Below are 20,960 nucleotides of genomic sequence, written 5' to 3' on the forward strand. Positions count from 1 at the left end.
GATGAGCAAAGCACCAATCCTTGCAAAACCCCTCAAAAAGCGTCAGCGTGATCCTCTTCAGGACGTGGCCGAACGGTCAGCAGAAGCTGACAAGTTTGTCTCCGGTGCCGCCGTGGCGACCAGTCCAGCGATCGTGAAGACAAGCGATAAACCGGCAAAGCCGCAGTTCGAACGCAAGAACTTCCGTTTCACCGTCGAAGAGCTGCAAAAGATTGATGATTTGAAGCTCAATCTGTTGCTCGCCAGCCGCGAGAAAGGCGAAACAGTCAGTCTGTATGACAATGAAATCGTTCGTCTCGGCGTTCTGGCACTCGCGGAGATGTCGACTGATGACGTCCTGGCACTGGTTGGTAAGCTGTCCCGCGCTAAGTGAAAAACTTGCTTGATGACCGATGAGAGGGCAGGGGACCTTGATGGTCTTTTGCCCTTCGCTTCTAGGCAGAAATGTCCGCGAAGTGACGTGTCGATTCGGCACAACGCGGACAGGCTCATGTTAATCAATGAGTCATGAAACTTCATCCATCGCATTAAGTCCAAGTTCTCCACGTTTACAGTGCTTTAGCAAATAACCATTGAGAACAACTCTCAAGATGATGGTTGCTCGATTCGTGTTATCGCGGACATTTTCGTACTGTTGGCTCTTCAAACAGCTAATCTGCGGGCGATAAAACTTTAACGCCGATTGCGTTACCGGTTTAATGTCCGCGAAATGCCGTGTTTTCAGTGTTTTGAACCCTGATCTTTTCGTCACATCGCGGACAAAATGAATCGTCACATCGCGGACAAACCTGAATCAAAGCATTGATCCTACGGCGCTTTTCCATAAAACTCGTCACATCGCGGACAAACGCTTAGCAGAGGGGATCGGTCGTTGAGCGATTCACAACAGGTTGATCTGTTTCTCGACCAGCTTGTCGATGGAGCACCATTCAAGGATGACCGGGCTCTCATGGAGCATCCGTGGTTCTCGCTGACCAAACAACCACGCAAGACACCCTTTGAGTATAATCGTGGAGGGGTGGAGATCCGCATCGAACCTGGTGCCAAAGGCATGGCCAGCATCTGGGATAAAGATCTTCTGATGTATATCGGATCGATCATCAACGACAAGATCGAGCGCGGTGAACCGGTACCGGAAGATCGCAAGATCAAGTTCGCAGCCCATGACTTCCTGAAAGCAACCAGGCGGCAAACTTCAAAGCGCGGCTACGACCTGTTTCTTGACTGCCTCGAACGCCTCGATGGTACACGTATCAGGACGAACGTGGCATCGGCCAAGGAACGCACCCGACAGGGCTTTGGCTGGATCGAAAGCTTTAAGATTCTTGAACGCAAGACCAAGAGCGGCAAGACCGTAATGGCCGCGGTTGAGGTCACTCTCAATGAATGGATGTTCAAGGCCATTGTCGTTGATCGACGTGTATTGACGATCAATCCCCGCTATTTCGATCTGTCTAAGGGGCTTGAACGCCGTCTCTACGAGCTGGCACGCAAGCATTGCGGCAATCAGCGTTCGTGGTTGATTGGCATTCCATCGCTTAAGGAAAAGTGCGGCTCCGATCGTGAAGAGCGCAAGTTTCGAGCAGAACTCAAGAAGATCATCGAGGACGGTACCGTTCCCGACTATGCCTTGCGGCTGGATAAGGCAGCGGCATTTGACAGTCCATTCAAGTCTCGCAATCCAAAGGACTGGATGCTTGAAGTAAGGCCATTGCGTCCGCGAAGTGACGAATTGGAAATGCCTGGCAGTGGGGATGGGGTAGAGGGATCTGGTCAGGAGTTGCTTTCCGGTACCAAGACCGTCTCAGCTCGTCCAAAGAAACTTCATATTGACGCAATGGAACGCGCCCGTGGCCGATATCCCGGATGGGATATTGAACTGATCGAGCGTGAATGGATGCGTTTCACAGAAGAACGCGGACAGGTGTTGAAGAACCCTGAGGCTGCTTTCTTTGCCTTTGCTGACAAATGGGTCGAAAACCGCAGCGTCGACGCCTGACCTGCCTGTGGATAACTTTTATGATCATTCGTGCTATCGCGGACGATATTTCGGCATATCACGGACGATCATTCGTCACATCGCGGTCGTGTTATCGCGGACGTTCAAAACGATACATCGCGGACGCTACATTCGATATATCGCGGACGTTATTGAAGATGCGACTCTGACACTTACCAAAGCACTCATTCCCAACGTAACGGCCGTAACTCCTTCTAGCCTCATTATTAACGGGGGTAACAGCTCTAACGGCTGGAAGAGTGTTGAAAAATATATTCTTCTTAAAGTAGCGTAAAAAACGTTGGGGCACTGGTATCCGGCACAGGGTAGGGGGAGAAGTTGTTGGAAACTCAGAAGGCATCCAGGGAGAACTGTACCTTCAAACAATCGATTTTTGAAATTGCTGCCAAGAAGGAAGGCAACGATGCCGCTCTATCGTCTTGAACCTGCTCCAGCGTACATTTATGATGAAGACTGGTCTGCCAGCACGCACAAGACACTCGTCTATGTAGAGGCTGACTCAGAAAAGGAGGCCCGTAAGATTGCTCATCGAGCCTTCTGGATAGCAGCCGACAGGAAGTCGGATGGACGGGTTCCAGAAAATCCCTGGAAGAACCCGGACATGGTACTTTGCTACGAAGTAGATCACATACCTGAGGGTGTCCTTATGTTGAGAGCACAGGACATCCAGTGAAGCATATCGTCATCGGAATAATAGTCGGCTTTTTGACAGGCCTGTTCTTTGGTATCTCGACCGGTATTGCCGGGTTTGGTGGTGCGATTAACGGCGCCTTTGTATTCGCCCCATTGGGGGCGCTTATCGGGGGCCTCATTTCATCCAAATTGAAACGCAGGTAGCTTATGCGATGAAATATTCGATCCTGACGGCCGCTGTTCTCGCAGCACTCACCATTTCAGTTGGCACTGCACAGGCCGCTTCACGTAATTGCACAGCAAATGAGAAGGCCCAAGCTGATCGCCAGCTTGAAGTGATTGCCGCAGATCCAAGACTTCAGGCAAAGCTTGCTGAATATCACAGCCCCTTGGGTCTCCCGCGCGCAGCACCTGCCGGAAATGAACAGATGCTGTACCAGGGCGGCTATATCATGGCCCATGATGAGGACCTTATGACCAGCCTTTGGGTGACCTACCGGTTGACCCGCGAAGATATTGCCAATGCCAGGGGCAAGGACCGGGTCAATTGCTTCCGATCGGATCCGCGGTTGAACACTGGCACCAAAGCCTCGACAGCCGATTACAAGGAGCCCGTTTTTGATCAGGGGCATATGGCCAATGATGCGGATTTAAAGGACAATCTTGTTGAGCAGATCAACAGCTATGTTATGTCCAATATGTCACCGCAGCATTGCAGGTTTAACCGCGGTATCTGGCTCTCTATGGAAAGTTTGACCCGGTATTGGGCCCAGATCTATGGTGAAATTTTTGTCACCAGTGGTGCGATATTTGATCGGGACGGGGCAGGGGGCAGAGATCCGGACCAGAACGCAGTGCGCATGAAAAGCAATAATGGCAAATCACGGGTGGGCGTGCCCAGCCACTATTACAAGAGCATCGTGCGAGAAGAGGGCGGTCAGATGCAGGTGATCAGTTTTGTGTTTGAAAACACCAACGATGCCCATGGCAGTGCCTGGCAAGATGTTCAGCCGGGGGTGATGGATGCGATCAGCACCATCGATGTCATTGAAGGACATGCCAGCCTGCAGCTCTATCCGAAACTGCAGGGGCAAGTGATAGAAAGCGAGAAGGGTGAAGGATGGGATTTCTCGCAGAATGACAGCAATTTTGAAGCCAGCTGCAAGTAGGTCGAAAAGCTTGGCGTGAGCGCCGAATTCTGCAATTCTTGATTGCATCGTAAGGGGAGGCGATGATGTCAGAACAGCAGTTTCACAACATTGTCCTTGAGCTGGATTTCAAGGTCGACAATTCAGATAGCCTGGGAGGTTACGCCAGGGTTAATCGGGATGCTCGATGGTTTCCGGAGGGACTACTTCAAGCGGAAATAATTAGGTTTCTTTCGCATTGGCGTGATCGAACCCAGTTAGTCCCAAAAGATCCATTGGAGAGCGGCTCTACATATGTCTTTCGAACGCCTAACTTCTTTGAAGTTGGGCACCTTGAATATGTAGCGACATTTGCCAGCGAAATGCTCTTGTATGGGTTCGACGATTTCCTTCGCCAACATGACTTGCAAAGCCCAAGTGATTTCATACGCTATGAAGCGATCGTCATTGAGCATCTGGGTTTTGGATGTGTAAAGACGCGTATCAGATTCTATCTGAAGGTGGCAGTTGATGTAGTAAAGCTGCTTGGAGCTATTGGCGGGGCTGTAGGAGCAGCAGTGGCACTCGATACCTATTTCGATCCGCCTGCGCCAGCCATCGAGGCCAGCTGTACAGTGCATATGAAAGAACCCCAGAATTTGGGTCGAGAGTTGCGACGTACGATCGAGCGTTATCCCTATACATGGATGGCTTCCGGCAATGAAGCCTGCGTAAGACTGCGCCAGCAGGTGCTCAATCAGTTTCTTGATAGCCCGATCAAGGATGACGGTTTCTATGGTGGGAATACAGCGAAAGCTAAAGAAGCTGTCGCCAGAAAGGTTGGTCTGGATAGCGCGGAAATCGAGGGGCTGTATCCATTTCTGACGGATAGGCTTGAAGAACCGCAGAGCATTCTCGTCTTCAATATTCCCAGGCAACAATCGCAACAATTGCCATAGCAAGCACGGCGCCAACAAATAGCCATATGAGCTTGCACCGAATGAGGTCAGCTGCAGCATTGTGAATGCCGTCCAAGGAAGATTTATCGCGGTTTACCATCGCCTCATTCCTTTGTCTTGAAGGGCAGGATGTCGGCCGAGAGTTGAGCAGCCGGTATGATTTGTTGTTGGAGGCGTAAGGCTTGCAGCTTGTTAGCCTTACGGGGCAACAAGATCTTCGTGACTTCGAGAAGGACGTTATCGAGTTCCCGATCATCCTGCGGGCAACGGGTTTCGGTTATCTTCATCAGCACGGGTTCTCTTTGCCAAGCAGATGCGCATATTTGCGACCAACTTTGCAAGCATAGCCGCTTGCTCTGGCAATTACAGCCGTTTCTTTCCGATTGGGGCCGACGTGATAAGCCTCCACGGCTTTGTGCCAACTGCCCAGCTGATCGTGCAAGGAGCGCAAATACATCGCAGAACATTCTGCATTGGGGTAAGGGGCGACCAGATCGGCCGGGTCGGTCGCACATATTTTACCGACCCAACGCCAATTGATCTGCATGCATCCGATATCGACATTTTCCGTGCGGGCCGTGATTTCATCAAGTGCGTTCAGCATGTCTTTCTGATTGCGATATCGCCGCGGCTTGCCTGAAACATTCAGGGACCAGGCCCAGGCCTGGTTCGACCAGAGTGTTTCAACTTCATTCATGGCCAACAGAAGATGCTGCGGAATGCCATAAATGCGTTCTGCTGCCCTGATTGCATCCTGACACTGTGATGCCCGTGCGTTTGTTTGCCATACCAGAAAAACGAGAGACGCTATCAGCCCGAGTTGCACTGCGCGCATGGCTATCGTGCTCCCATTAACTTGAACAACTCCAGCATTTCTCCGGGAGACTGGTCATACAGCCACCAACCAGTCAGCAGCACGATTGCGACGATATAGACCCAGCCCCGCAGACAGACCCAAAGCAGCAATAGCAGCCAATTCCACCACCCGTTTACAGGGCGCTTCAAAGTGAAAGAGCGACGGACTGATCGGGTTCGTGCTTCCGCCTCCGAAACGATTGAAGTGCTGATACGACGTCCTATCTGGCGTCCCCATAAGCCGATCACATCTTTCACCGGTTTCATCACTTCCTCCGTCATGGCGATCACGTTGCAATAAAAACAGATCACAGGGTAAAATGTCCTGATCACATTTCCGATGGGCCAAAATCACTGATAATCACGCGGTCGGCTAGAACCGATACACTGATGTAACTAGCGATAATCCCCGTAAATCCTTACATTTTTCGCCAGAATCAACAAAGTGGATACCTGCTAATTTATTTTCGCAGGATATGCATTTTGTAATACGTTAAAAAATGTATTGCAAGAAAAACACTTGGGGAATACCCTTTAAAAATCTTGCAAAATAGGGGTTAAGGCGTGTCGGGAAAGACAGGGGTTCGCAGTTATCGAATGGATGATGCTGAATATTCTGCTGTTGTCGCTGCAGCAGAAAAGGTTGGCCTCAAGCCTGCCCGATTTGTGAAAGATGCAGCCCTGATGCGCGCTCGGGCCTCAACCGATCCGAAGAAGGCTCAAAGAGAAGTTGTGCCTGTTTTGACAGTAGAACAGGAAAGTGTGTTGCGCGGGTTGCTGGTCAATATTCGCGGCATACGGGGATTGCTGAACCAGATCGCCAAGAATGCCAATATCGTGGCCAAGGGTGGAGAAAGTGAGGTTCCACTCGTGGATGCATGTGTATCTGCGGTCGATAATTCAAATCAGGTATTTGATCAGGTCAGGAATGCTCTGGCATCAGCAGGAGCGCAGATCTGATGCTTTCATCCGGCGATGTTTCCCGCATCAAGACAATTAGCGGCTGGACACCTTTTGGCGGTCCTGGCGAGCAGTTGCTGCTCAAGGTTACGACGGGACCAAGAAAGTCTGCCAGTGGTGTTCAGGCCCTGGTCAATTACGTTGCCAGGGCGAATGAAGAGGGTGAACTCTCCCGTCTCGATCTGTTCGATGAAGTGGGAGAAGTGGTTCCCTTTAATGAACTGGCTCGGCGGGTTCGGTCTTGGGGGCTCCTGGCAGATATCGACAACCTCACACCCAAAGCAAGAAGTCTTGTGCAAGACGGTGCGCCGGTTCGACATCTCCCTGAACGCGATCGCTTCTGGCGTATCCAGGCATATCATTTTGTCTGGTCTCAAACCACTGAAGGAACCGGTATTGAAGAACCGGACTTGAAAGCCCGAATGCTGGAAGCAGCACGTGAATTTGTCTTTGCGGAATTTGCCGATCAGAACAGTCAGGTTCTTTGGGGAATGCATGAAGATCATCCCGGTCGGCCGCATATTCATTTCATTATCAAGGCACGAACGAATGGCCCTGTAAAAAAGCAGCTTCGTTTCGGACCTGAAATTTTAGAAGATATGCGTGCCCGGCTCGCAAGCGTTGCTCGTCAGCTTGAGATACCGGTTCACTCGCAGCGTCGAGAAGATCGTAAGGAATTGCTTGATGATATTCTAGGCGGTTTTCAACCACTTAGAAAAAATGTCAGGCGAGTGGCATATGACAAACCGACAGAGCTTCATCTGCAGGTGCCTTTGTGGTTTGCCGAGGAGGGCCCTGCCTGGCTTGATCGAAAGAACCGACTTCAATCCCTGTATACACAAGCTCAAGATCTGGACGGGGATGAACGGCAGAAATGGGTTGTTTCACAAAGGCCTGTCGAAAGTCTTCCCGGTTCCGACGATGATCTACCTGAGCCGTACCGGCAGATAAATCATAAATTCTCCAGAGTGTTTCAGTCTCCTCGCGAGGCGATGAACAGTTTTCTGAAAATGACTTCTGGATCGGGCCAGCCTGGAAAACATCGAGCACTGGCAATTTGGCATCTTTCAAAGCAACCACTCGCATTTGGCGATCTTCTGCGAGATGCAGAGAAGCATTTGCCTGACCTGACAGAAGCAGCCCGAAAGCTCGACAATTTACCCCATGTAAATTGGGGTACTGCTTCACCAGAAATCCACCATCTTGCCGAACAGCATCGCTCGCTTGCACTCGCCAGGCGCAAGGGTCGTGAACGGCATCTTGTTCTCAAGGGCCTTAACCGACTTCGTCGAAATGCGAGGAAGGAAAAGGTACAGGGCCCAACACTCGAGCTTGTTCGCAAGCGTGTCGATTATGTTCGTAATTTCGAAGCACCGCAGATTCAGGAAGAGAAGCCTGCACTGCATCAGCGTGTGGTCGATTTTGTTACGCGTAAACGCAAAAAAAACCGATAGGTACCAGTAATGCTTAGCATACGTGTCATAGGATGGAGTGACCACACGGAGGAAACAATCGCAGAGATTGTCAGTGCTGCGACATGGCAGGACGCAGTGCGTCAATGCTATTCCAAATATGTTGGTGAACTTCGTTTTGTCGTTGCTCTGGATGAAAGCTATGCCTCTCTTGAACGGGGCTTCGCGCCGGTCGGCAGATGGGAAACGTTACCGACAGAAACCGGTGGTTGGCGTCGGGACAAAACCGGATCATCCAAATTGTTCAGTATTATCGGTTTTGATCACCGGGCATTGATCCCGGTTCTGGAATGGTGGCAAGCCCCGAACTGGACAATGGCTGCGCAAAGATCGGTAACCGAGCACCGTCACAGGGAGTACCGTTTCGTTGCCGCGTTCGAAGGTAATGTACCGGAAGGATCCATTCTTGGGTATTTTGCGCCGGGCAGTTTCGGTGATCTGACTGCCCTAACGGATCAGGCGAACTTGCGTGCCGTCCGATGACCCGGCGACTATTTTTTACAGAAAAGCCGGATCAGGCGAATGTTCTTGCTCAAACACTTGGCGGCTATAACGCCGGACAAAAAAGTTCCGGATACTATGATTGCGCTGGTGGTCATCGTGTCATTTGGGCTTACGGGCATCTGTTTCGCTTGAAGCTTCCTGAAGAGATTAATCCCGAATGGGCGACTTGGCGTATGGAAGATCTGCCTCTTGATATTCAGAGGTTTGACTACGTCCTTGATGAACGGGGGGATATAGGATCTCTCAAAAAACGTCAGTTCTTTGTTCTGAAACAGAGTTTGCCCGAGTTTGATGAGGTTGTGATCGCGACCGACGATGATCGGGAAGGCGAAGTTATCGGTTGGCTTCCGCTGACATTGCTTGGCTATAAAGGTCCGGTTAAACGGATTACATACACCCAGATTGACGTAAAGGCATTTCGGGTCGCCATCGAAAATATTCAGGATGGAGCCTTCTTTAGAAACAGATTTCATGAAGGTTTGGCACGTGCTGCAATTGACATGATTGTCGGCCTCAATTCCAGCAGGGTTTCAACACTGGCGTTTGGCCAGGAACGAGATGACATTCCGACGTCGGCCGGCAGAGTTCAGACACCGGTATTGAATCTTGTTGGAGAGCGATGTGACGAGATCGCCAATTTTGTCTCTCAACTTTACCATGAATTAATTGCCCGCGGGACGGTCGGGGGTGTTGATATTGAACTTGCATATGCGCCCACCGAGAAAATCTTTGACGCCGAGCAGGCCGAAAGCATACGTCAGTCCATCCCTGAAGCCGCCGAACTGTTTGTTCGTCACGAGGATAAAAGAACTTCTCCACCCAAACTATTCAACCTGAATGCTCTGCAAGGTGCAGCATCGACGCAATTCGGGTTTTCTCCAGCAAAAACCCTCGAAATCATTAATAAGCTTTATATTGCAGGTGTCCTGACCTATCCACGAGCTCTGCCGAGAGTGCTGCCAGAATCAATGAGTAGCGATACGGGAAGTCTGCTTTTTTATCTGGCAAAAGTCCCTGAGCTTGAAACAGGGGGATTGGGCGCGCTGATTGCCGATCACGGCTTTTCATACCGTAACGAAGTATACAATGATCGAGAGATGGTTGGGCATTCCCATCATGCGATCATTCCAAACCCAAACAGGATTGAAGCGACGACGCTTGAGCTCTCTCGCCTTGAACCAGATGAAAAGAAGATTTTTCTGTTGGTCGCACGGGTGTTCCTTGCCGCGCATTTGCCTGATTATCGTTACAAAGCGACTGTTGTCGGTTTTGAGCATGATAACAGAACCTTTAAAACTCAGATTGATGTTCCGGTGTCTCTAGGGTGGAAAGCCATCTATGACGAACCGGAGGACCCGGAACATACCTCGGAAGATGGATTCAGGAAGCCAACGGTATTGCCCGAGATTAAATCAGGTGATGTCCTCGATGCGATTGAAACGACGATTGTCGGTAAGAAAACCAGACCTCCAAAATTCTACTCTGTGAAAAGTCTTCTCGAGAAGATGGCAACGCTTGGTCTTGGTGCCCCATCGACCTTTGATAAATATGAAACGACCCTGCGAAACAGGATGTATATTGAAGGATCACAGGCCAAGGTTGAAATCACCTCGCGTGGAGATGAAAGTCTAAGGTTTTGGCGGAAATATGCTGAAATTCTGACTTCACCGAATTTGACAATCGAGATTGAATCCAGACTGGCAGCGCTCTCAAAAGGAGAGATGGCCTATGCCGATGTCCTGTCTTATGCAAAGGAAATGACTGGAGAGATTGTCCGGTCAATCAAGCATGCTCCTCCAGGATCTGTTGACCTGGAGCGTGTGCGTGTTTCTCGTCCTCCTTCGATCAAGCTTCGTCGCTATGTAAAAAAAGCTGCCGAGACAATTGGTATAAAACTGCCATCAGGTCTGCTTTCTTCTGCTTCGGCCTGTTCCGCCTGGCTTGAAAGCCACAAATCGGAAATTGATGCGGCTTTCTCAAAACCTACTGAAAAGGAAATTTGGCTCGTCGACGCTATCCTGAATGGTAATCCGGAACTGTCCTTTCCGGATGAAGACAGGATTGATAGAGAGAAAATTTCGGCATTCATAACGGCTTATCGAGATCACGCCAGGCCTGCTCCGTCAGAGAAGATGCTTTCCTATGCGCAGAAACGTGCAGAAGAGCTTGGTGTGCTGATCCCGATTGATGCCAGACAGTATAATGACCGTCTGGTGGAATGGCTAAAAGATCATCCTGTCCGCCCCTCTGCCAAGCAGCTTGACTATGTGAGAAATGTGGCAGAAACGCTTGGAATTGCGCTGCCTGAACATTACGAAGTCAGTAGTGATGTCTGCCGGGAATTTCTTGACAAGTATGCCGATAAGGCCGGCAGCAGTGGCACCAAGGGCGGGGGAAGCACAAAGAGTCCCCGCAGGCGGACGTCCTCTCATAAACACAGTCGCAGGAGAACTGGATAATGAAAATCCGTATGGTTGTTTTTGTGCTTTCTTTTGCGGTTGTGGCTGGTGCTGCTTTTGCTGTGATGGCGGACAGCAAATCCAGCGCGACATCTGTGGACTGTTCCAATCCTCAAAGCTATGGAATCAGCCTTGCTAATCTTGAAGCCTGTCGATCCCGGGGGGCTGTCCCTTTTTGGTCCGTCCTGTTCAAGGAGGAAAGTGCGGCTGGTTACATAACCTGTCTGGATAAAGGCCTCGAGCGTGCTTTGATAAAGGAAGTGGCTCAGGCTCAGGAGAAAGACAACGATATCGAAATCACCGCTGCAGTCGAGGTGCTCGATGTTTATAGGAAGCATTGCCGTTCAACAGATGAAGATTTCGCATCACGTTTGCAGAACATCGATCAGGAAGTGCTGGCACAGATTGACCAGATTTCGACCTTTCTCTGGATGCGGTCCTGGCATCTGGAATATATCCAGTATCTGGTCGATGATACCGGTTTTATCCGGTCCTATTTTTCAGACGAGAGCTGGATTGAAATCAAGGCGATAATCCAGAAGAGTTTTCAGACTCAGTGGTTCTACGATCAGAAGGCTATTGTGATGGCTTTTGATCAGGAGCCATCACTTGAACAATTAGACAAATATCAATGGCAATATGTCGGAAAGGTTCGTTTGAGTGCCCGGACAGAAGATAACAGGCATAAAGAGCTTTTGGTTCCTGTGACATATATTCTTGAGGCTAGTCCGTTGCATGCCTCGGACATAAATCCGGGGGGCTTTTATGTTACAGACGTCGACATTGATCTGAAATCAGCATTCGATGAAATTTATAAAGCTCTTCCAGTTGTCGCAAATCCGGAAAGATCGGGAAAGGAAGGGGAAGTGCGACAAAGCCGCTGATCTGACTGCGTACTAGCTGCGATCCCCAAAAATATTATCGCCAAGTTTCGCTCTGATATTTCTCCGGATACTCTTTACCGTGCTTTCACTTTTTCCAGTGATTGCCAGGACATCCCGTACACTCAAGCCTTGATCGAAGAGTTGAAAGACCTGGCTTTCCACGGGGGACAGGCAAGAAAATGAATGCTCCACGGCTTTTTGTTCTTTGGGCAGCAATTCGAATTCTTCGGTACCTTTCTCAATCCGGTGGATCGCTGTCGCCAACTGACTAAGATGATGGTTCGACTTGGCGAGAAAACCGTTCGCAAGCATTTTCATCTCTTTGATCTGGTCTTCTCCGGGGGAAGATCCTGAAATGACAATAATGCAGCTCTCTTTCCATCGTCTCCGAACGGATCTAAGGCCGGTGAGCCCTTGTGTATCGGGGAGTATCAGGTCAAACAGGATTGTCTCTGGTCGAATGGTTTCGTCGAGGCCCAGAGCATCCTTTAGGGTGGATGTGGAGAAGACTTCGCAGTCACCGAATAAATCGTAAGCCGATCGTGCCAGATACTCGCGTATGAGATTGTCATCATCGACAATCAGAACCTGTTTCATACTTCAGTCCTACTTCTAAGTATAGGCTTCCGCTACGTTGGAGGGGTTGCCTATACCATCCTTTTATTCAGTCTTTGATTGTGTAAGGAATATTTGTGCGAGAAAACGCTCTCCTAGGGACAGTCATGTTAGAATTAATAAACTCAAGTCAGCTCGTAAAAACGAGCGATTATCAGGCGAAGTCGTTCCCTGTTTTTGCTACACCGGATGACATCTGTCAAAAGCCATTCGTGTTCAGTCGCGATCTCAGACTGACAGTGAGTGAAACTTCCGGTACAGGGCAGGGCTTTATAGAATGTTCTGTTATAACGGCAGAACCTTTGAAAAATGGTCTTCTGCGCTCATATGGGACCAAGTCAGCTGTTGACCATTATTTTGCTTGGTGGGACCGCTGGAATCGGGATCAGGTGGACAAGTTATATCTTGGGCATGAGTTGCTAGAGCTTCAGGTTTTGAAATATGAGCTGGAGCTTACCCTCGGGCGCGTTTTACTCGAGCCAGCCTATGAACTTGTCCAATAAGTGACCATCGGATAGCTTTGTCGCCGCGAAAGCGATAGAGGATCACAGGTGGCAGTCAGATATAACTTTCATATTCAATTTCCGAAGGCCTGGTCTCAGGAGCAGATAGAGAGCAGTGACGAACTTGCCATACTCCGATCATTCAAACCTGCATTCATGTGGCGTGGAGACCGAAAGTCAATCGACGCGCAACTCACTGAGGAACAAGTCTTGCACTTGGCTGTATCAGGCCTTCGCCTCTCAGAGATCCCATAGCGCTTTCATTTACGAGCCATAACTGCCATCTTGATTAGCTAAATCGCGGAATGTCACTCCAACGTGTCGTATAGCAGGGGCTTCGGTTCTCTGAACGGGTGAACCAGTCGACGCGTTCCCGCGGTAACCTGCCTATGACAACCGAATCACGACCAAACTTTTCCTCAAGCCTGTCGATTGAGGCCATGAGCGGTGAAGTTGATATTGGCATCGGCGTGAATAGATCTCGCGCTGCAGCTTCTGGTCGACAGAGATCAAGCAGCAAGATGCCCGCTTTCTTTACCTGAAGGCTCGGGTGCGATAGGCGATCGACATTTTGGCCAATTGCTGTGCAGATCTGTCTTGTGTCATTAGAACGCGGCAAAAGCCCGATATCGACGGACCGCGAGAAGTGCCGAAGATCTGGACGAAACCGGTTACCCAGGGCAAATATTTGCAGACGCCCGGCAACCAGACCGGCCCTCCGAAGTTTAAAGCAACCGCGGGCGGCAAAGCTGAAGAGCAGATCAGACAGAGCGTCTGGACAGGAAATCTCGGATGCGAGTGATCGCGATACGCAGATCGTCTGTTTGTCGGCCGGACTGTCATCAAGCGGAAAGCAACGTTCCCCACGCAGCTCACGGACCGTTTTAAGGCCGCCGACGGCCATCAGGTCGCGCGCCGATCTGTCTGGCATGTCCCGAAGTTGCCGGGCAGTGTTGATACCTAACGCCGAGAGCTTGCGGGCATATTGTCGGCCAATACTGTAAATGAACACAAAATATGAGACTGTAAAATTAAATATGAGAACTTGTGTCGGAAAATATGAGAATGCCAAAATGGTACGGGTGAATCTCAAATTTTCGTTGTGAAGACAGTATTCAGTTTCACATACGAATTTAATTGAACAGCACCATATAATTTTTATATTAGTCATAGTGTGAGTTGCGGGATCAGTTCCCTCGTGCTAGCGAGAAAACCCTGCAGCAAGAGAATTGGAGCGGGTGACTTAGGTTGCGCCGCTTTTTTTATTTAACTTGATTTATCCGATGCGGACGCCCTAGTGATCGTATCAAACGGAGTTTTCGGGATCGCTTTGATCCGTTGAGAACTCCGTCGTATCGGCTAGCTATTCAGATACCCCTGTCTGTTTTGCTGCTGTTGTATTTCGAGATCGATTTTATCAGTTCAAATATCCGTTCACGCAACACATCATCCTCAACACCGTAATAACTGCGTACAAGTTCTAAAGTTTCTCGCCGCTGCATAGGGTCCTCACGAGAAACGAAGAGTTGAGTAACAATCTTGTTGCGTTGAGCAATAGACTTGTCAGTAAGATCGCGTGGTATGTCATCGTAGAAATAACTGACCGGAACTTTGAGTGCTTGGGCAATATCATATAGCCTTGATGCACTTACTCGATTGGTTCCCCGCTCATACTTTTGAACCTGCTGGAAAGTAATACCCAAAAGTTTAGCAATTTCTGTCTGCCCGAAACCGTTAAGCATGCGGAGCTCGCGCAATCTTCTACCGACATGAAGATCAATTGGGTGAGGTCCTACTGTTTTTGTTTTTCGCCGTCCGTTACGCATTGGTTTGCGACGGCGATTATCGTCTGGCTGTTTAGAAGGCATGCTTGTCTGATTCCGCGGACGCATTGAGAGAATAATATTCTAAATAATGCAAATTCGGGAGCTGTTGCTATTCATGTTTGAGCATTTTGATAGTGAAGAAATGTAAGTGATCAGCTCTCTTCTGCACTATTAAAGCGCAATCAGCTTATCTACATTGTGCTGCCTTTCAAATTTTCTGAGAATGGAGCTCTCAATCATCCTTCCTCAAACGGGGTGTGGGAGAAACTATCGGACGTTTTGCGTGGAGGATTGCAAAGCTTTTCGTCTCGGTTATCTGCTGACAATTAGATAGGCTACTGCAGAAAATCCGTTGGCGCGCTGACCTTTCTAAAACGCAAGAAGCCGCCTACCAGGTGGTTAGTCTGGATCAAAGGCGGCTTCTCTAATTGAGAGGTGATTGCTTTAGATAGAACCAACTCGGTATCAGCTGAACCAATGTGTGATTTATTGACGGTATTGTCAATAAATCCCCGATCACAAAACACCCCAGGTATGAGGTCTGTACAATCAATAAATCGCCCATTAAGCGTGCTCAAAACAACACCTTTGAAATCAGACTGACATGCAGTCACTCTCATCATGAAACAAAAAAGAAAATCAGGTTGAACATCGGGTATCATTCATAACCGGTATAATGCTCCGTCTCTAGATTGAAACAATTGTTGGCTATGCAATCATTGTCGTGAGCTTCGTGGGTATCAGTATCGGCATCCGGCTCGGAAGTCATATTTCGGTCGATTTCCTTGATGCTTTTGTCCCGGAAAAATACGTTCCGGCGTTACATGCGATTGCCATGGCCCTCGGGATTATATTTGCCATTGCGCTAATCTATTATGGAGGAAAACTCTTCCTGCCCCCTTGGGCGCGGTCAGTTATCCCCGCCTCTTACAGCATGATCCGGAGACTGATTTTATCATTACTGACAGCACTGCGCACTGAACTGATTGAAGGTAAGTCGAGGGCGCTCACCCCGCCATTTCCATGACAAAGACAAATGAATCACAAGCAACGGATATCACTCAAATAACTTTTATCTCGGCCCTGACACTTCGAAAGGATGTTTGACAGTTAGACTGCTCGAACAGAACTCAGGAATGCTTGCACTTTCTCACGCAATTTGTCTGTTTCATGTAATAAACTGCCCGAAGCATCTAATACTTGTTCAGCTGCTCCACCTGTCGAAACCGCAGCTTCATTCACACTAATAATACTACTAGTGACTTCGGTGGTACCCCCAGCGGCTTCTTGGACGTTGCGAGTGATCTCGAGTGTAGCAGCTCCCTGTTGCTCAACAGCGCTTGCAATTGCTGCCGAAACTTCACTAATCTCCGAGATAGTGGAAGAGATTGCAGCGATTGCCTCAACCGCACCATCAGTCTCACTTTGGATATTTGAAACCTGCGCAGTAATCTCATCAGTTGCTTTTGATGTCGCTGTCGCCAAATTCTTGACTTCTGCAGCCACCACAGCGAAACCCTTACCCGCGTCACCAGCACGAGCAGCCTCAATCGTCGCATTTAGAGCAAGAAGGTTAGTTTTCTCGGCAATATCGCTAATCAGTCCAACAACGTCACCAATCTTTTGCGCTGCATCCGCCAACCCACGTACCCGGACATTCGTTTCTTCCGCATTTACAACGGCTCGAGCTGCAACCGTGGATGACTGCCCCACCTGTTGATTTATTTCGCTAATCGAAGCGCTTAACTCTTCAGTTGCACTCGCTACTGTTTGAACGTTAGTCGAGGCCTGTTCGGCCGCTGTCGCAACTATCCCAGCTTGCCGACTTGTCTCTTCTGCAGTATTGGTCATTCCAGTCGCAGTCGATTGCATTTCCTTGGCCGCAGTTACGAGGGCTTTGAGCACAAAAGCCATTTCACTGTCAAACTCGGCGGTAAGTTCGCTTATCTTCTCGGCTCGTTTTTCTCTTAATTTTAGCGCTTCAGCTTCTTTCGTGGCAAGCTGATCAGCACGAATCATGTTTTCTTTGAACACCAATACTGCTTGAGACATTTCTCCAATTTCATCTCCACGATGCTCACCTGGAACATTTGCTTCTTTGTCCCCCGCAGCTAACTTTTTCATCACTTCAGTAATTTGCACGATAGGTTGAGAGATGCCCCTCCCAATTAACCACGCGAAAATTACACCAATGATGATTGCAGCACCCGCTAGTATCTCGCTGATCAAAACAGATCTTTTAGATGCAGCAGCAGCGCGCGGGCCGATCTCATCTTGCTCTGCTTTTACGTCAAGCTTGAGGTCTTCTAACTCACTGGCAACAATCGGCCCGATACGCTCTAACTCATTGGAAACCAAATCGCCACGTACTGGATCAAAAACCGAGAGCGAAACGATTTCTTCAAAAGATTCAGAATATGCTGTCAAGTTATCTGAAACTACTCTCGAGGCCTCTTTTCGGTTTCCTTCGGACAGTAAAGACCCTAGTTCTTGATTCAACAGCTTAGTCGTGTCGAGCATATCAAGTACTATTTGGGCATCTTCAGGGCTATTGCTTAATAGATAATCTTTAACTGCCACCCGTGCCTCCAACAGCTTCTCCTGCACACGGACCGCTTGATTTGATTGGAGAACAACTTCTCTGTAACGCGTAAAGTCTGTCCCCACACTACTCATGGAAACGACGCCTAACACGGCAACGGTTGCCAGAAGCAACAGGATGAGCGCAAAGCCTCCGAAAACTTTTGTCGAGATTTTTAAGTTACGCATTAGATTAGTCATCGCTTTCCTCCGAACGGCCAGCATTCGCTGGCTGCTGCTTCCAATTGTTATTCTAAGCCAGATGTGTCATTGGCCCTTTTATAATTAGAGATCGAAGATATTATGCCATTTTATTTCAGTAAATGAAGTCGCGTCAGCCAGGATAAACATCTCCTGAGGCTGGAAATAGACATGCGCACGCGAGTAATCCGCTACGCACAAAACTAACCGCGACGCTTACCCTAATCGACGGTCGGGATGCAGCACTGGGATAACTATAGACGAAACGGGATCGGTAAAATGCAGTGACCATGAGCTCCGCAGCATAAAGCTGCCGGTAAAAAGTCCAATCTCGGGAAAATGCAATATCAAACAGCCCTATGACATCGCGAAAAAAAGGGAGGCATGAAGCATATGCGCACACCTCCCTTGCACAACTGGAACGCATCAAGCTCCAGGAACTTTTTGATCCTTCGCCTCTTTCGCTGAGGAGGGTGACGTTGAGAAGTAGTTTCGTGCAAGTAGTGCACTGCCCACAACAATCGCACCCAAAGATACGAGCATGTACGGCGCGACACTGCCAACAGCGACGCAAATGAACAGGCTTCTCATTAGCCGCGACAGAGTGCCATTCATATAGCCCTCTATTGCAGCCGCCAGTGAAATCGTTCCGATAACACCGCCGATCACGGCAAGCCCAATCTCAATGGATGAACCGGAACCGATGATAGCAGGATTCCAAATAAAGACGAATGGCAGCAGAAAGCCGACTGCGGCAAGTTTGACTGCATCAAACGCAATCTTGAATGGATCCTCTTCTGCAATGGCCGCTGCCGCCAGCGCCGCAACCGCAATCGGTGGCGTCAAGGCCGACAGGATCGCGTAGTAAAGCAAGAACATATGAGACTCAAGAAGCGGATATCCCAACTTTGAAAGTGCTGGCCCAACGAGAACTGCTGCAAGAATGTAAGCACTTGGTGTTGGCATCCCTAAACCGAGAATGATGGTCACCACAGCGGAAATCATCAAGGTGATAACCGGATCCGCACCACTGATTGTCATGATCACGTTTGCCGCTTTCATGCCAAGGCCCGTCATAGACAGACCTCCGATTACAAGTCCCGCAGCCGCGCACGCGCCAGCAACGGGGAGGATGCGCAGTGTGGTTTCACCAAGGCCTTCAACTACACGCCAAACGCTCATGCGGGTTCGCGCAGAGCAAGCCGCTGCAATGACGACAGAAGCAGCTCCCAAGCCTGCCGTCATGGTTGGCGAATAACCAAGCGACAGTGCGAGTATGATCACCGCGATCGGGACAATAAACATCCAGCCATTAATGAGGGTTGCCTTAAGCGTAGGGACATCATCTGGATAGGAGCGCAGATCGCGTTTGACCGCGCGCAAGTGAACCTGCGAGAAAACGCCAAGATAGTAAAGGATCGCTGGAATAATCGCGGCGTAGACGACTTCGCGATACGCAAACCCTGTGTACTCAGCAAGAATGAACGCGGCTGAGCCCATGATAGGCGGCATGGCGCTGCCACCTGTGGATGCAGCAACTTCAACTGCGCCGGCGAAACGCGATGAATAGCCAAGGCGCTTCATGATTGGGATCGTTATCGAGCCCGTCGCGACGACATCAGATACGGGACTGCCTGAAATCGTTCCATACATGCCTGATGAGATAACAGCGACCTTTGCTGGACCACCGGGGCTCTTTCCAGTCAGCGAGGCAGCAAGGTTAAAGAAGAAGTCCCCTCCGCCAGCAAATGACAGCAACGTCCCGAACAGAACAAATAGGAAAACATAGCTAGCGACAACCTGGATCGGGACACCAAAGACACCGTCCGTTGTAAAGATTAGCGCATCCAGCAGGTAGGTGTATTCGATCACTCCGTGCCCAAAGGGCGGGGGTAGCAAGTGACCGAACAGGTTGTAGGCCATAAAACCGAGAACAACGATCGTAAGACCTGCACCCGTCGTGCGACGCGTCGCTTCAAGTGACAAGAATAGAAGTGACGACCCGAAGAAAAGTTGAGCAGGTGTAAGCTCTTCAAGCAAAGTAATCCGGCTTGAAATCACACTTGCATTCACAAGGAAAAACACTCCGGTAGCGAGGCTCAGTACACTTAACACCCAATCAATAATGGTCGGTTTGTCCCGTGCATTAGTTGTTGCACCGACCACCAAGAAGAGCATCGAGAACAAGGCGCTAAGAAACAGAATGCCAATTATAAGCGGGTCCGAGATAACGAAGAGGTTGCCGTAAATAACCCCGATCGCAAATAGCGCCGCCAAGCTGATCAGAACTTTGTGGGGTAGGGCCGCAAACGTACGTTTGCGGCCTGTGTTTACAAGTGACTTCATCATTTGAGAAGTCCTGCCTCGCGATATGCCCGTTCTGCACCGGGATGGAACGGCAGAACATCCTGATCAGCCATAAGCTCCGGGGTCAGCGCCTTCATAGAACCGTGAACCGCCTTGATCTCGTCAACATTTGCAATCAAAGCCTTGGTAAGGTCATATGCAGTTTCTTCCTCCATCTGATCCGTCGCCACCAGAAGAGCACCAAGGGCCGACGTTTCGACATCATTTGGCTGATTGGAATAACTTCCTCCGGGGATTGTATAAGTTTGAGTTCCGAAACGGGCATTCGTGGCATCAATTACATTCTGGGGAATGTCGAGGACAATGACTTCATTGTTTTCGTCAATTGCGCGGAATGAGGAATGAAGAACAAAGACACCATTGGTAACAATGTCGATACGACCATCCTTCAGCAGTTCTGCCTGGTCGTTTGCCCCGGCCTGAACAATGCGTCCACCATTTGCCTCAACAGCTTCCGTGGTTAACCCAGCTTGTTCGAGCATGAACAACGCTACGTTGGACGTAATGTTACCCGAACGGTTTACACCAATACGCACCGGTGCTTTTGCTGTTGCAAGATCGTCGAGGCTATCGATGTTGTATTCGTCGGCAATCGACTTCGCCAAGAAGAAATGCATCGGCGCCCAATTATACATGTAACCAATTGCACGCATGTTGTTTACAGGAGCCTTGAAGGGTTCTTCACCTGCCAGAGCAATCTTCACTTCAGCGTTGTGAACTAATCCCGTATCCGTCCGGTTTGCTCCCAGCAAACCAATATTTGCAAATCCACCACCAGTTGCCTGATATGTTACAACGGAATTTGGGTCTGATTGTTTTACGGCACGGTCGATACCTGCGCCGAGAAGGGACCACAAGCCACCCGGATTGCCACCTGAGAGCGTCAGGTTTACCGGTTCAGCCTGTGCAGTGTTAACGCCGAAGGCCAGTCCAATAGCCGCGGCAAGAGTCAAAAGCCTCATTCTTTCCTCCCTAATGGGTAAGATCTCAATTTA

The 20,960-nt window shown here is 49.5% G+C and carries 20 protein-coding genes; 12 read left to right on the plus strand and 8 right to left on the minus strand.

From position 1 onward, the window contains the following. The first annotated feature begins 1 nt into the window (after position 1). The 5 genes from TH30_RS19145 (at position 2) to TH30_RS19165 (ending at position 4,739) form a co-directional block, all read left to right on the plus strand. Positions 2–373 (plus strand): hypothetical protein, encoded by a 372-nt coding sequence (locus TH30_RS19145; RefSeq protein ID WP_114099710.1) that lies wholly within the window; start codon positions 2–4, stop codon positions 371–373. A 498-nt stretch (positions 374–871) separates the two neighbouring features. Continuing rightward, entirely contained in the window at positions 872–1,999 is a 1,128-nt protein-coding gene (locus TH30_RS19150) for a replication initiator protein A (RefSeq protein WP_258548795.1), read from the plus strand. Between the two features lie 424 nt (positions 2,000–2,423). Next, entirely contained in the window at positions 2,424–2,693 is a 270-nt protein-coding gene (locus tag TH30_RS19155) for a hypothetical protein (protein ID WP_114099711.1), read from the plus strand. A gap of 172 nt (positions 2,694–2,865) precedes the next feature. Next, positions 2,866–3,822 (plus strand): DNA/RNA non-specific endonuclease, encoded by a 957-nt coding sequence (locus tag TH30_RS19160; RefSeq protein WP_114099712.1) that lies wholly within the window; start codon positions 2,866–2,868, stop codon positions 3,820–3,822. A 65-nt stretch (positions 3,823–3,887) separates the two neighbouring features. Further along, positions 3,888–4,739: a hypothetical protein gene (locus TH30_RS19165; protein WP_147252076.1), complete on the plus strand. Its 852-nt coding sequence runs from the start codon at positions 3,888–3,890 to the stop codon at positions 4,737–4,739. Positions 4,740–4,843: 104 nt separating this feature from the next. Here the strand turns inward: TH30_RS19165 and TH30_RS19170 are convergent, their stop codons facing one another. After that, entirely contained in the window at positions 4,844–5,026 is a 183-nt protein-coding gene (locus tag TH30_RS19170) for a hypothetical protein (protein WP_114099714.1), read from the minus strand. Then, a complete protein-coding gene (locus TH30_RS19175) occupies positions 5,026–5,574 on the minus strand; it encodes a transglycosylase SLT domain-containing protein (protein WP_114099715.1) in 549 nt (182 codons plus the stop codon). Before TH30_RS19175 ends, TH30_RS19170 begins: the two co-directional genes overlap by 1 nt. Before the next feature lie 617 nt (positions 5,575–6,191). On the opposite strand from TH30_RS19175, the gene TH30_RS19185 reads away from it, so the two are divergent. The 5 genes from TH30_RS19185 to TH30_RS19205 are packed head-to-tail and all read left to right on the plus strand — an operon-like array spanning position 6,192 to position 11,873. Further along, complete coding sequence (locus TH30_RS19185) at positions 6,192–6,554, plus strand: hypothetical protein (RefSeq protein ID WP_114099717.1); 363 nt, start codon at positions 6,192–6,194, stop codon at positions 6,552–6,554. Next, complete coding sequence (locus tag TH30_RS19190; protein WP_114099718.1) at positions 6,554–8,008, plus strand: hypothetical protein; 1,455 nt, start codon at positions 6,554–6,556, stop codon at positions 8,006–8,008. The genes TH30_RS19185 and TH30_RS19190 overlap by 1 nt, the downstream gene beginning before the upstream one ends. Positions 8,009–8,017: 9 nt before the next feature. Continuing rightward, positions 8,018–8,509, plus strand: a complete 492-nt coding sequence (locus TH30_RS19195) for a hypothetical protein (protein ID WP_147252078.1) — start codon at positions 8,018–8,020, stop codon at positions 8,507–8,509. Next, complete coding sequence (locus TH30_RS19200; RefSeq protein ID WP_114099720.1) at positions 8,506–10,989, plus strand: DNA topoisomerase; 2,484 nt, start codon at positions 8,506–8,508, stop codon at positions 10,987–10,989. The genes TH30_RS19195 and TH30_RS19200 overlap by 4 nt, the downstream gene beginning before the upstream one ends. Then, complete coding sequence (locus TH30_RS19205; RefSeq protein ID WP_114099721.1) at positions 10,989–11,873, plus strand: hypothetical protein; 885 nt, start codon at positions 10,989–10,991, stop codon at positions 11,871–11,873. Before TH30_RS19200 ends, TH30_RS19205 begins: the two co-directional genes overlap by 1 nt. Positions 11,874–11,885: 12 nt before the next feature. Here the strand turns inward: TH30_RS19205 and TH30_RS19210 are convergent, their stop codons facing one another. Further along, positions 11,886–12,470 carry a response regulator transcription factor gene (locus TH30_RS19210; RefSeq protein ID WP_114099722.1) on the minus strand — a complete coding sequence of 195 codons (585 nt, stop codon included), beginning with the start codon at positions 12,468–12,470 and terminating at the stop codon, positions 11,886–11,888. A gap of 125 nt (positions 12,471–12,595) precedes the next feature. Between TH30_RS19210 and TH30_RS19215 the strand changes: the two genes are divergently transcribed. After that, positions 12,596–12,991: a hypothetical protein gene (locus TH30_RS19215; RefSeq protein ID WP_114099723.1), complete on the plus strand. Its 396-nt coding sequence runs from the start codon at positions 12,596–12,598 to the stop codon at positions 12,989–12,991. Between the two features lie 289 nt (positions 12,992–13,280). Here TH30_RS19215 and TH30_RS22670 read toward each other — a convergent pair whose 3' ends face one another. Together TH30_RS22670 and TH30_RS19225 are read right to left on the minus strand one after the other, a co-directional pair. Beyond that, positions 13,281–14,162 (minus strand): DUF4113 domain-containing protein, encoded by an 882-nt coding sequence (locus tag TH30_RS22670; protein ID WP_114099724.1) that lies wholly within the window; start codon positions 14,160–14,162, stop codon positions 13,281–13,283. A gap of 196 nt (positions 14,163–14,358) precedes the next feature. Continuing rightward, entirely contained in the window at positions 14,359–14,859 is a 501-nt protein-coding gene (locus tag TH30_RS19225; protein WP_223304932.1) for a helix-turn-helix domain-containing protein, read from the minus strand. Between the two features lie 658 nt (positions 14,860–15,517). Here TH30_RS19225 and TH30_RS19235 point away from each other — a divergent pair. Next, complete coding sequence (locus TH30_RS19235; protein WP_255356165.1) at positions 15,518–15,844, plus strand: TRAP transporter small permease; 327 nt, start codon at positions 15,518–15,520, stop codon at positions 15,842–15,844. Positions 15,845–15,927: 83 nt separating this feature from the next. Here the strand turns inward: TH30_RS19235 and TH30_RS19240 are convergent, their stop codons facing one another. The 3 genes from TH30_RS19240 to TH30_RS19250 all read right to left on the minus strand — a co-directional run bounded on the left by TH30_RS19240 (position 15,928) and on the right by TH30_RS19250 (position 20,927). Next, on the minus strand, positions 15,928–17,598 hold the full coding sequence (locus TH30_RS19240; protein ID WP_063086832.1) for a methyl-accepting chemotaxis protein: 1,671 nt from the start codon (positions 17,596–17,598) through the stop codon (positions 15,928–15,930). A 426-nt stretch (positions 17,599–18,024) separates the two neighbouring features. Beyond that, a complete protein-coding gene (locus TH30_RS19245) occupies positions 18,025–19,947 on the minus strand; it encodes a TRAP transporter permease (RefSeq protein ID WP_063086242.1) in 1,923 nt (640 codons plus the stop codon). Next, positions 19,944–20,927, minus strand: coding sequence for a TAXI family TRAP transporter solute-binding subunit (locus TH30_RS19250; RefSeq protein WP_063086240.1), 984 nt, complete (start codon positions 20,925–20,927; stop codon positions 19,944–19,946). The genes TH30_RS19245 and TH30_RS19250 overlap by 4 nt, the downstream gene beginning before the upstream one ends. Positions 20,928–20,960: the final 33 nt, after the last annotated feature.

The organism is Thalassospira profundimaris, assembly GCF_003326795.1.
GTDB classification, from domain to species: Bacteria; Pseudomonadota; Alphaproteobacteria; order Rhodospirillales; family Thalassospiraceae; genus Thalassospira; species Thalassospira profundimaris_C.

What these genes read in the sequence shown, in the direction of transcription:
- TH30_RS19145 (WP_114099710.1), top strand. Translation starts at nt 2, where the DNA reads ATGAGCAAAGCACCAATCCTTGCAAAACCCCTCAAAAAGCGTCAGCGT.
- TH30_RS19155 (WP_114099711.1), top strand. Translation starts at nt 2,424, where the DNA reads ATGCCGCTCTATCGTCTTGAACCTGCTCCAGCGTACATTTATGATGAA.
- TH30_RS19160 (WP_114099712.1), top strand. Translation starts at nt 2,866, where the DNA reads ATGAAATATTCGATCCTGACGGCCGCTGTTCTCGCAGCACTCACCATT.
- TH30_RS19165 (WP_147252076.1), top strand. Translation starts at nt 3,888, where the DNA reads ATGTCAGAACAGCAGTTTCACAACATTGTCCTTGAGCTGGATTTCAAG.
- TH30_RS19170 (WP_114099714.1), bottom strand. Translation starts at nt 5,026, where the DNA reads ATGAAGATAACCGAAACCCGTTGCCCGCAGGATGATCGGGAACTCGAT.
- TH30_RS19175 (WP_114099715.1), bottom strand. Translation starts at nt 5,574, where the DNA reads ATGCGCGCAGTGCAACTCGGGCTGATAGCGTCTCTCGTTTTTCTGGTA.
- TH30_RS19185 (WP_114099717.1), top strand. Translation starts at nt 6,192, where the DNA reads ATGGATGATGCTGAATATTCTGCTGTTGTCGCTGCAGCAGAAAAGGTT.
- TH30_RS19190 (WP_114099718.1), top strand. Translation starts at nt 6,554, where the DNA reads ATGCTTTCATCCGGCGATGTTTCCCGCATCAAGACAATTAGCGGCTGG.
- TH30_RS19195 (WP_147252078.1), top strand. Translation starts at nt 8,018, where the DNA reads ATGCTTAGCATACGTGTCATAGGATGGAGTGACCACACGGAGGAAACA.
- TH30_RS19200 (WP_114099720.1), top strand. Translation starts at nt 8,506, where the DNA reads ATGACCCGGCGACTATTTTTTACAGAAAAGCCGGATCAGGCGAATGTT.
- TH30_RS19205 (WP_114099721.1), top strand. Translation starts at nt 10,989, where the DNA reads ATGAAAATCCGTATGGTTGTTTTTGTGCTTTCTTTTGCGGTTGTGGCT.
- TH30_RS19210 (WP_114099722.1), bottom strand. Translation starts at nt 12,470, where the DNA reads ATGAAACAGGTTCTGATTGTCGATGATGACAATCTCATACGCGAGTAT.
- TH30_RS19215 (WP_114099723.1), top strand. Translation starts at nt 12,596, where the DNA reads ATGTTAGAATTAATAAACTCAAGTCAGCTCGTAAAAACGAGCGATTAT.
- TH30_RS22670 (WP_114099724.1), bottom strand. Translation starts at nt 14,162, where the DNA reads ATGACTAATATAAAAATTATATGGTGCTGTTCAATTAAATTCGTATGT.
- TH30_RS19225 (WP_223304932.1), bottom strand. Translation starts at nt 14,859, where the DNA reads ATGCCTTCTAAACAGCCAGACGATAATCGCCGTCGCAAACCAATGCGT.
- TH30_RS19240 (WP_063086832.1), bottom strand. Translation starts at nt 17,598, where the DNA reads ATGACTAATCTAATGCGTAACTTAAAAATCTCGACAAAAGTTTTCGGA.
- TH30_RS19245 (WP_063086242.1), bottom strand. Translation starts at nt 19,947, where the DNA reads ATGATGAAGTCACTTGTAAACACAGGCCGCAAACGTACGTTTGCGGCC.
- TH30_RS19250 (WP_063086240.1), bottom strand. Translation starts at nt 20,927, where the DNA reads ATGAGGCTTTTGACTCTTGCCGCGGCTATTGGACTGGCCTTCGGCGTT.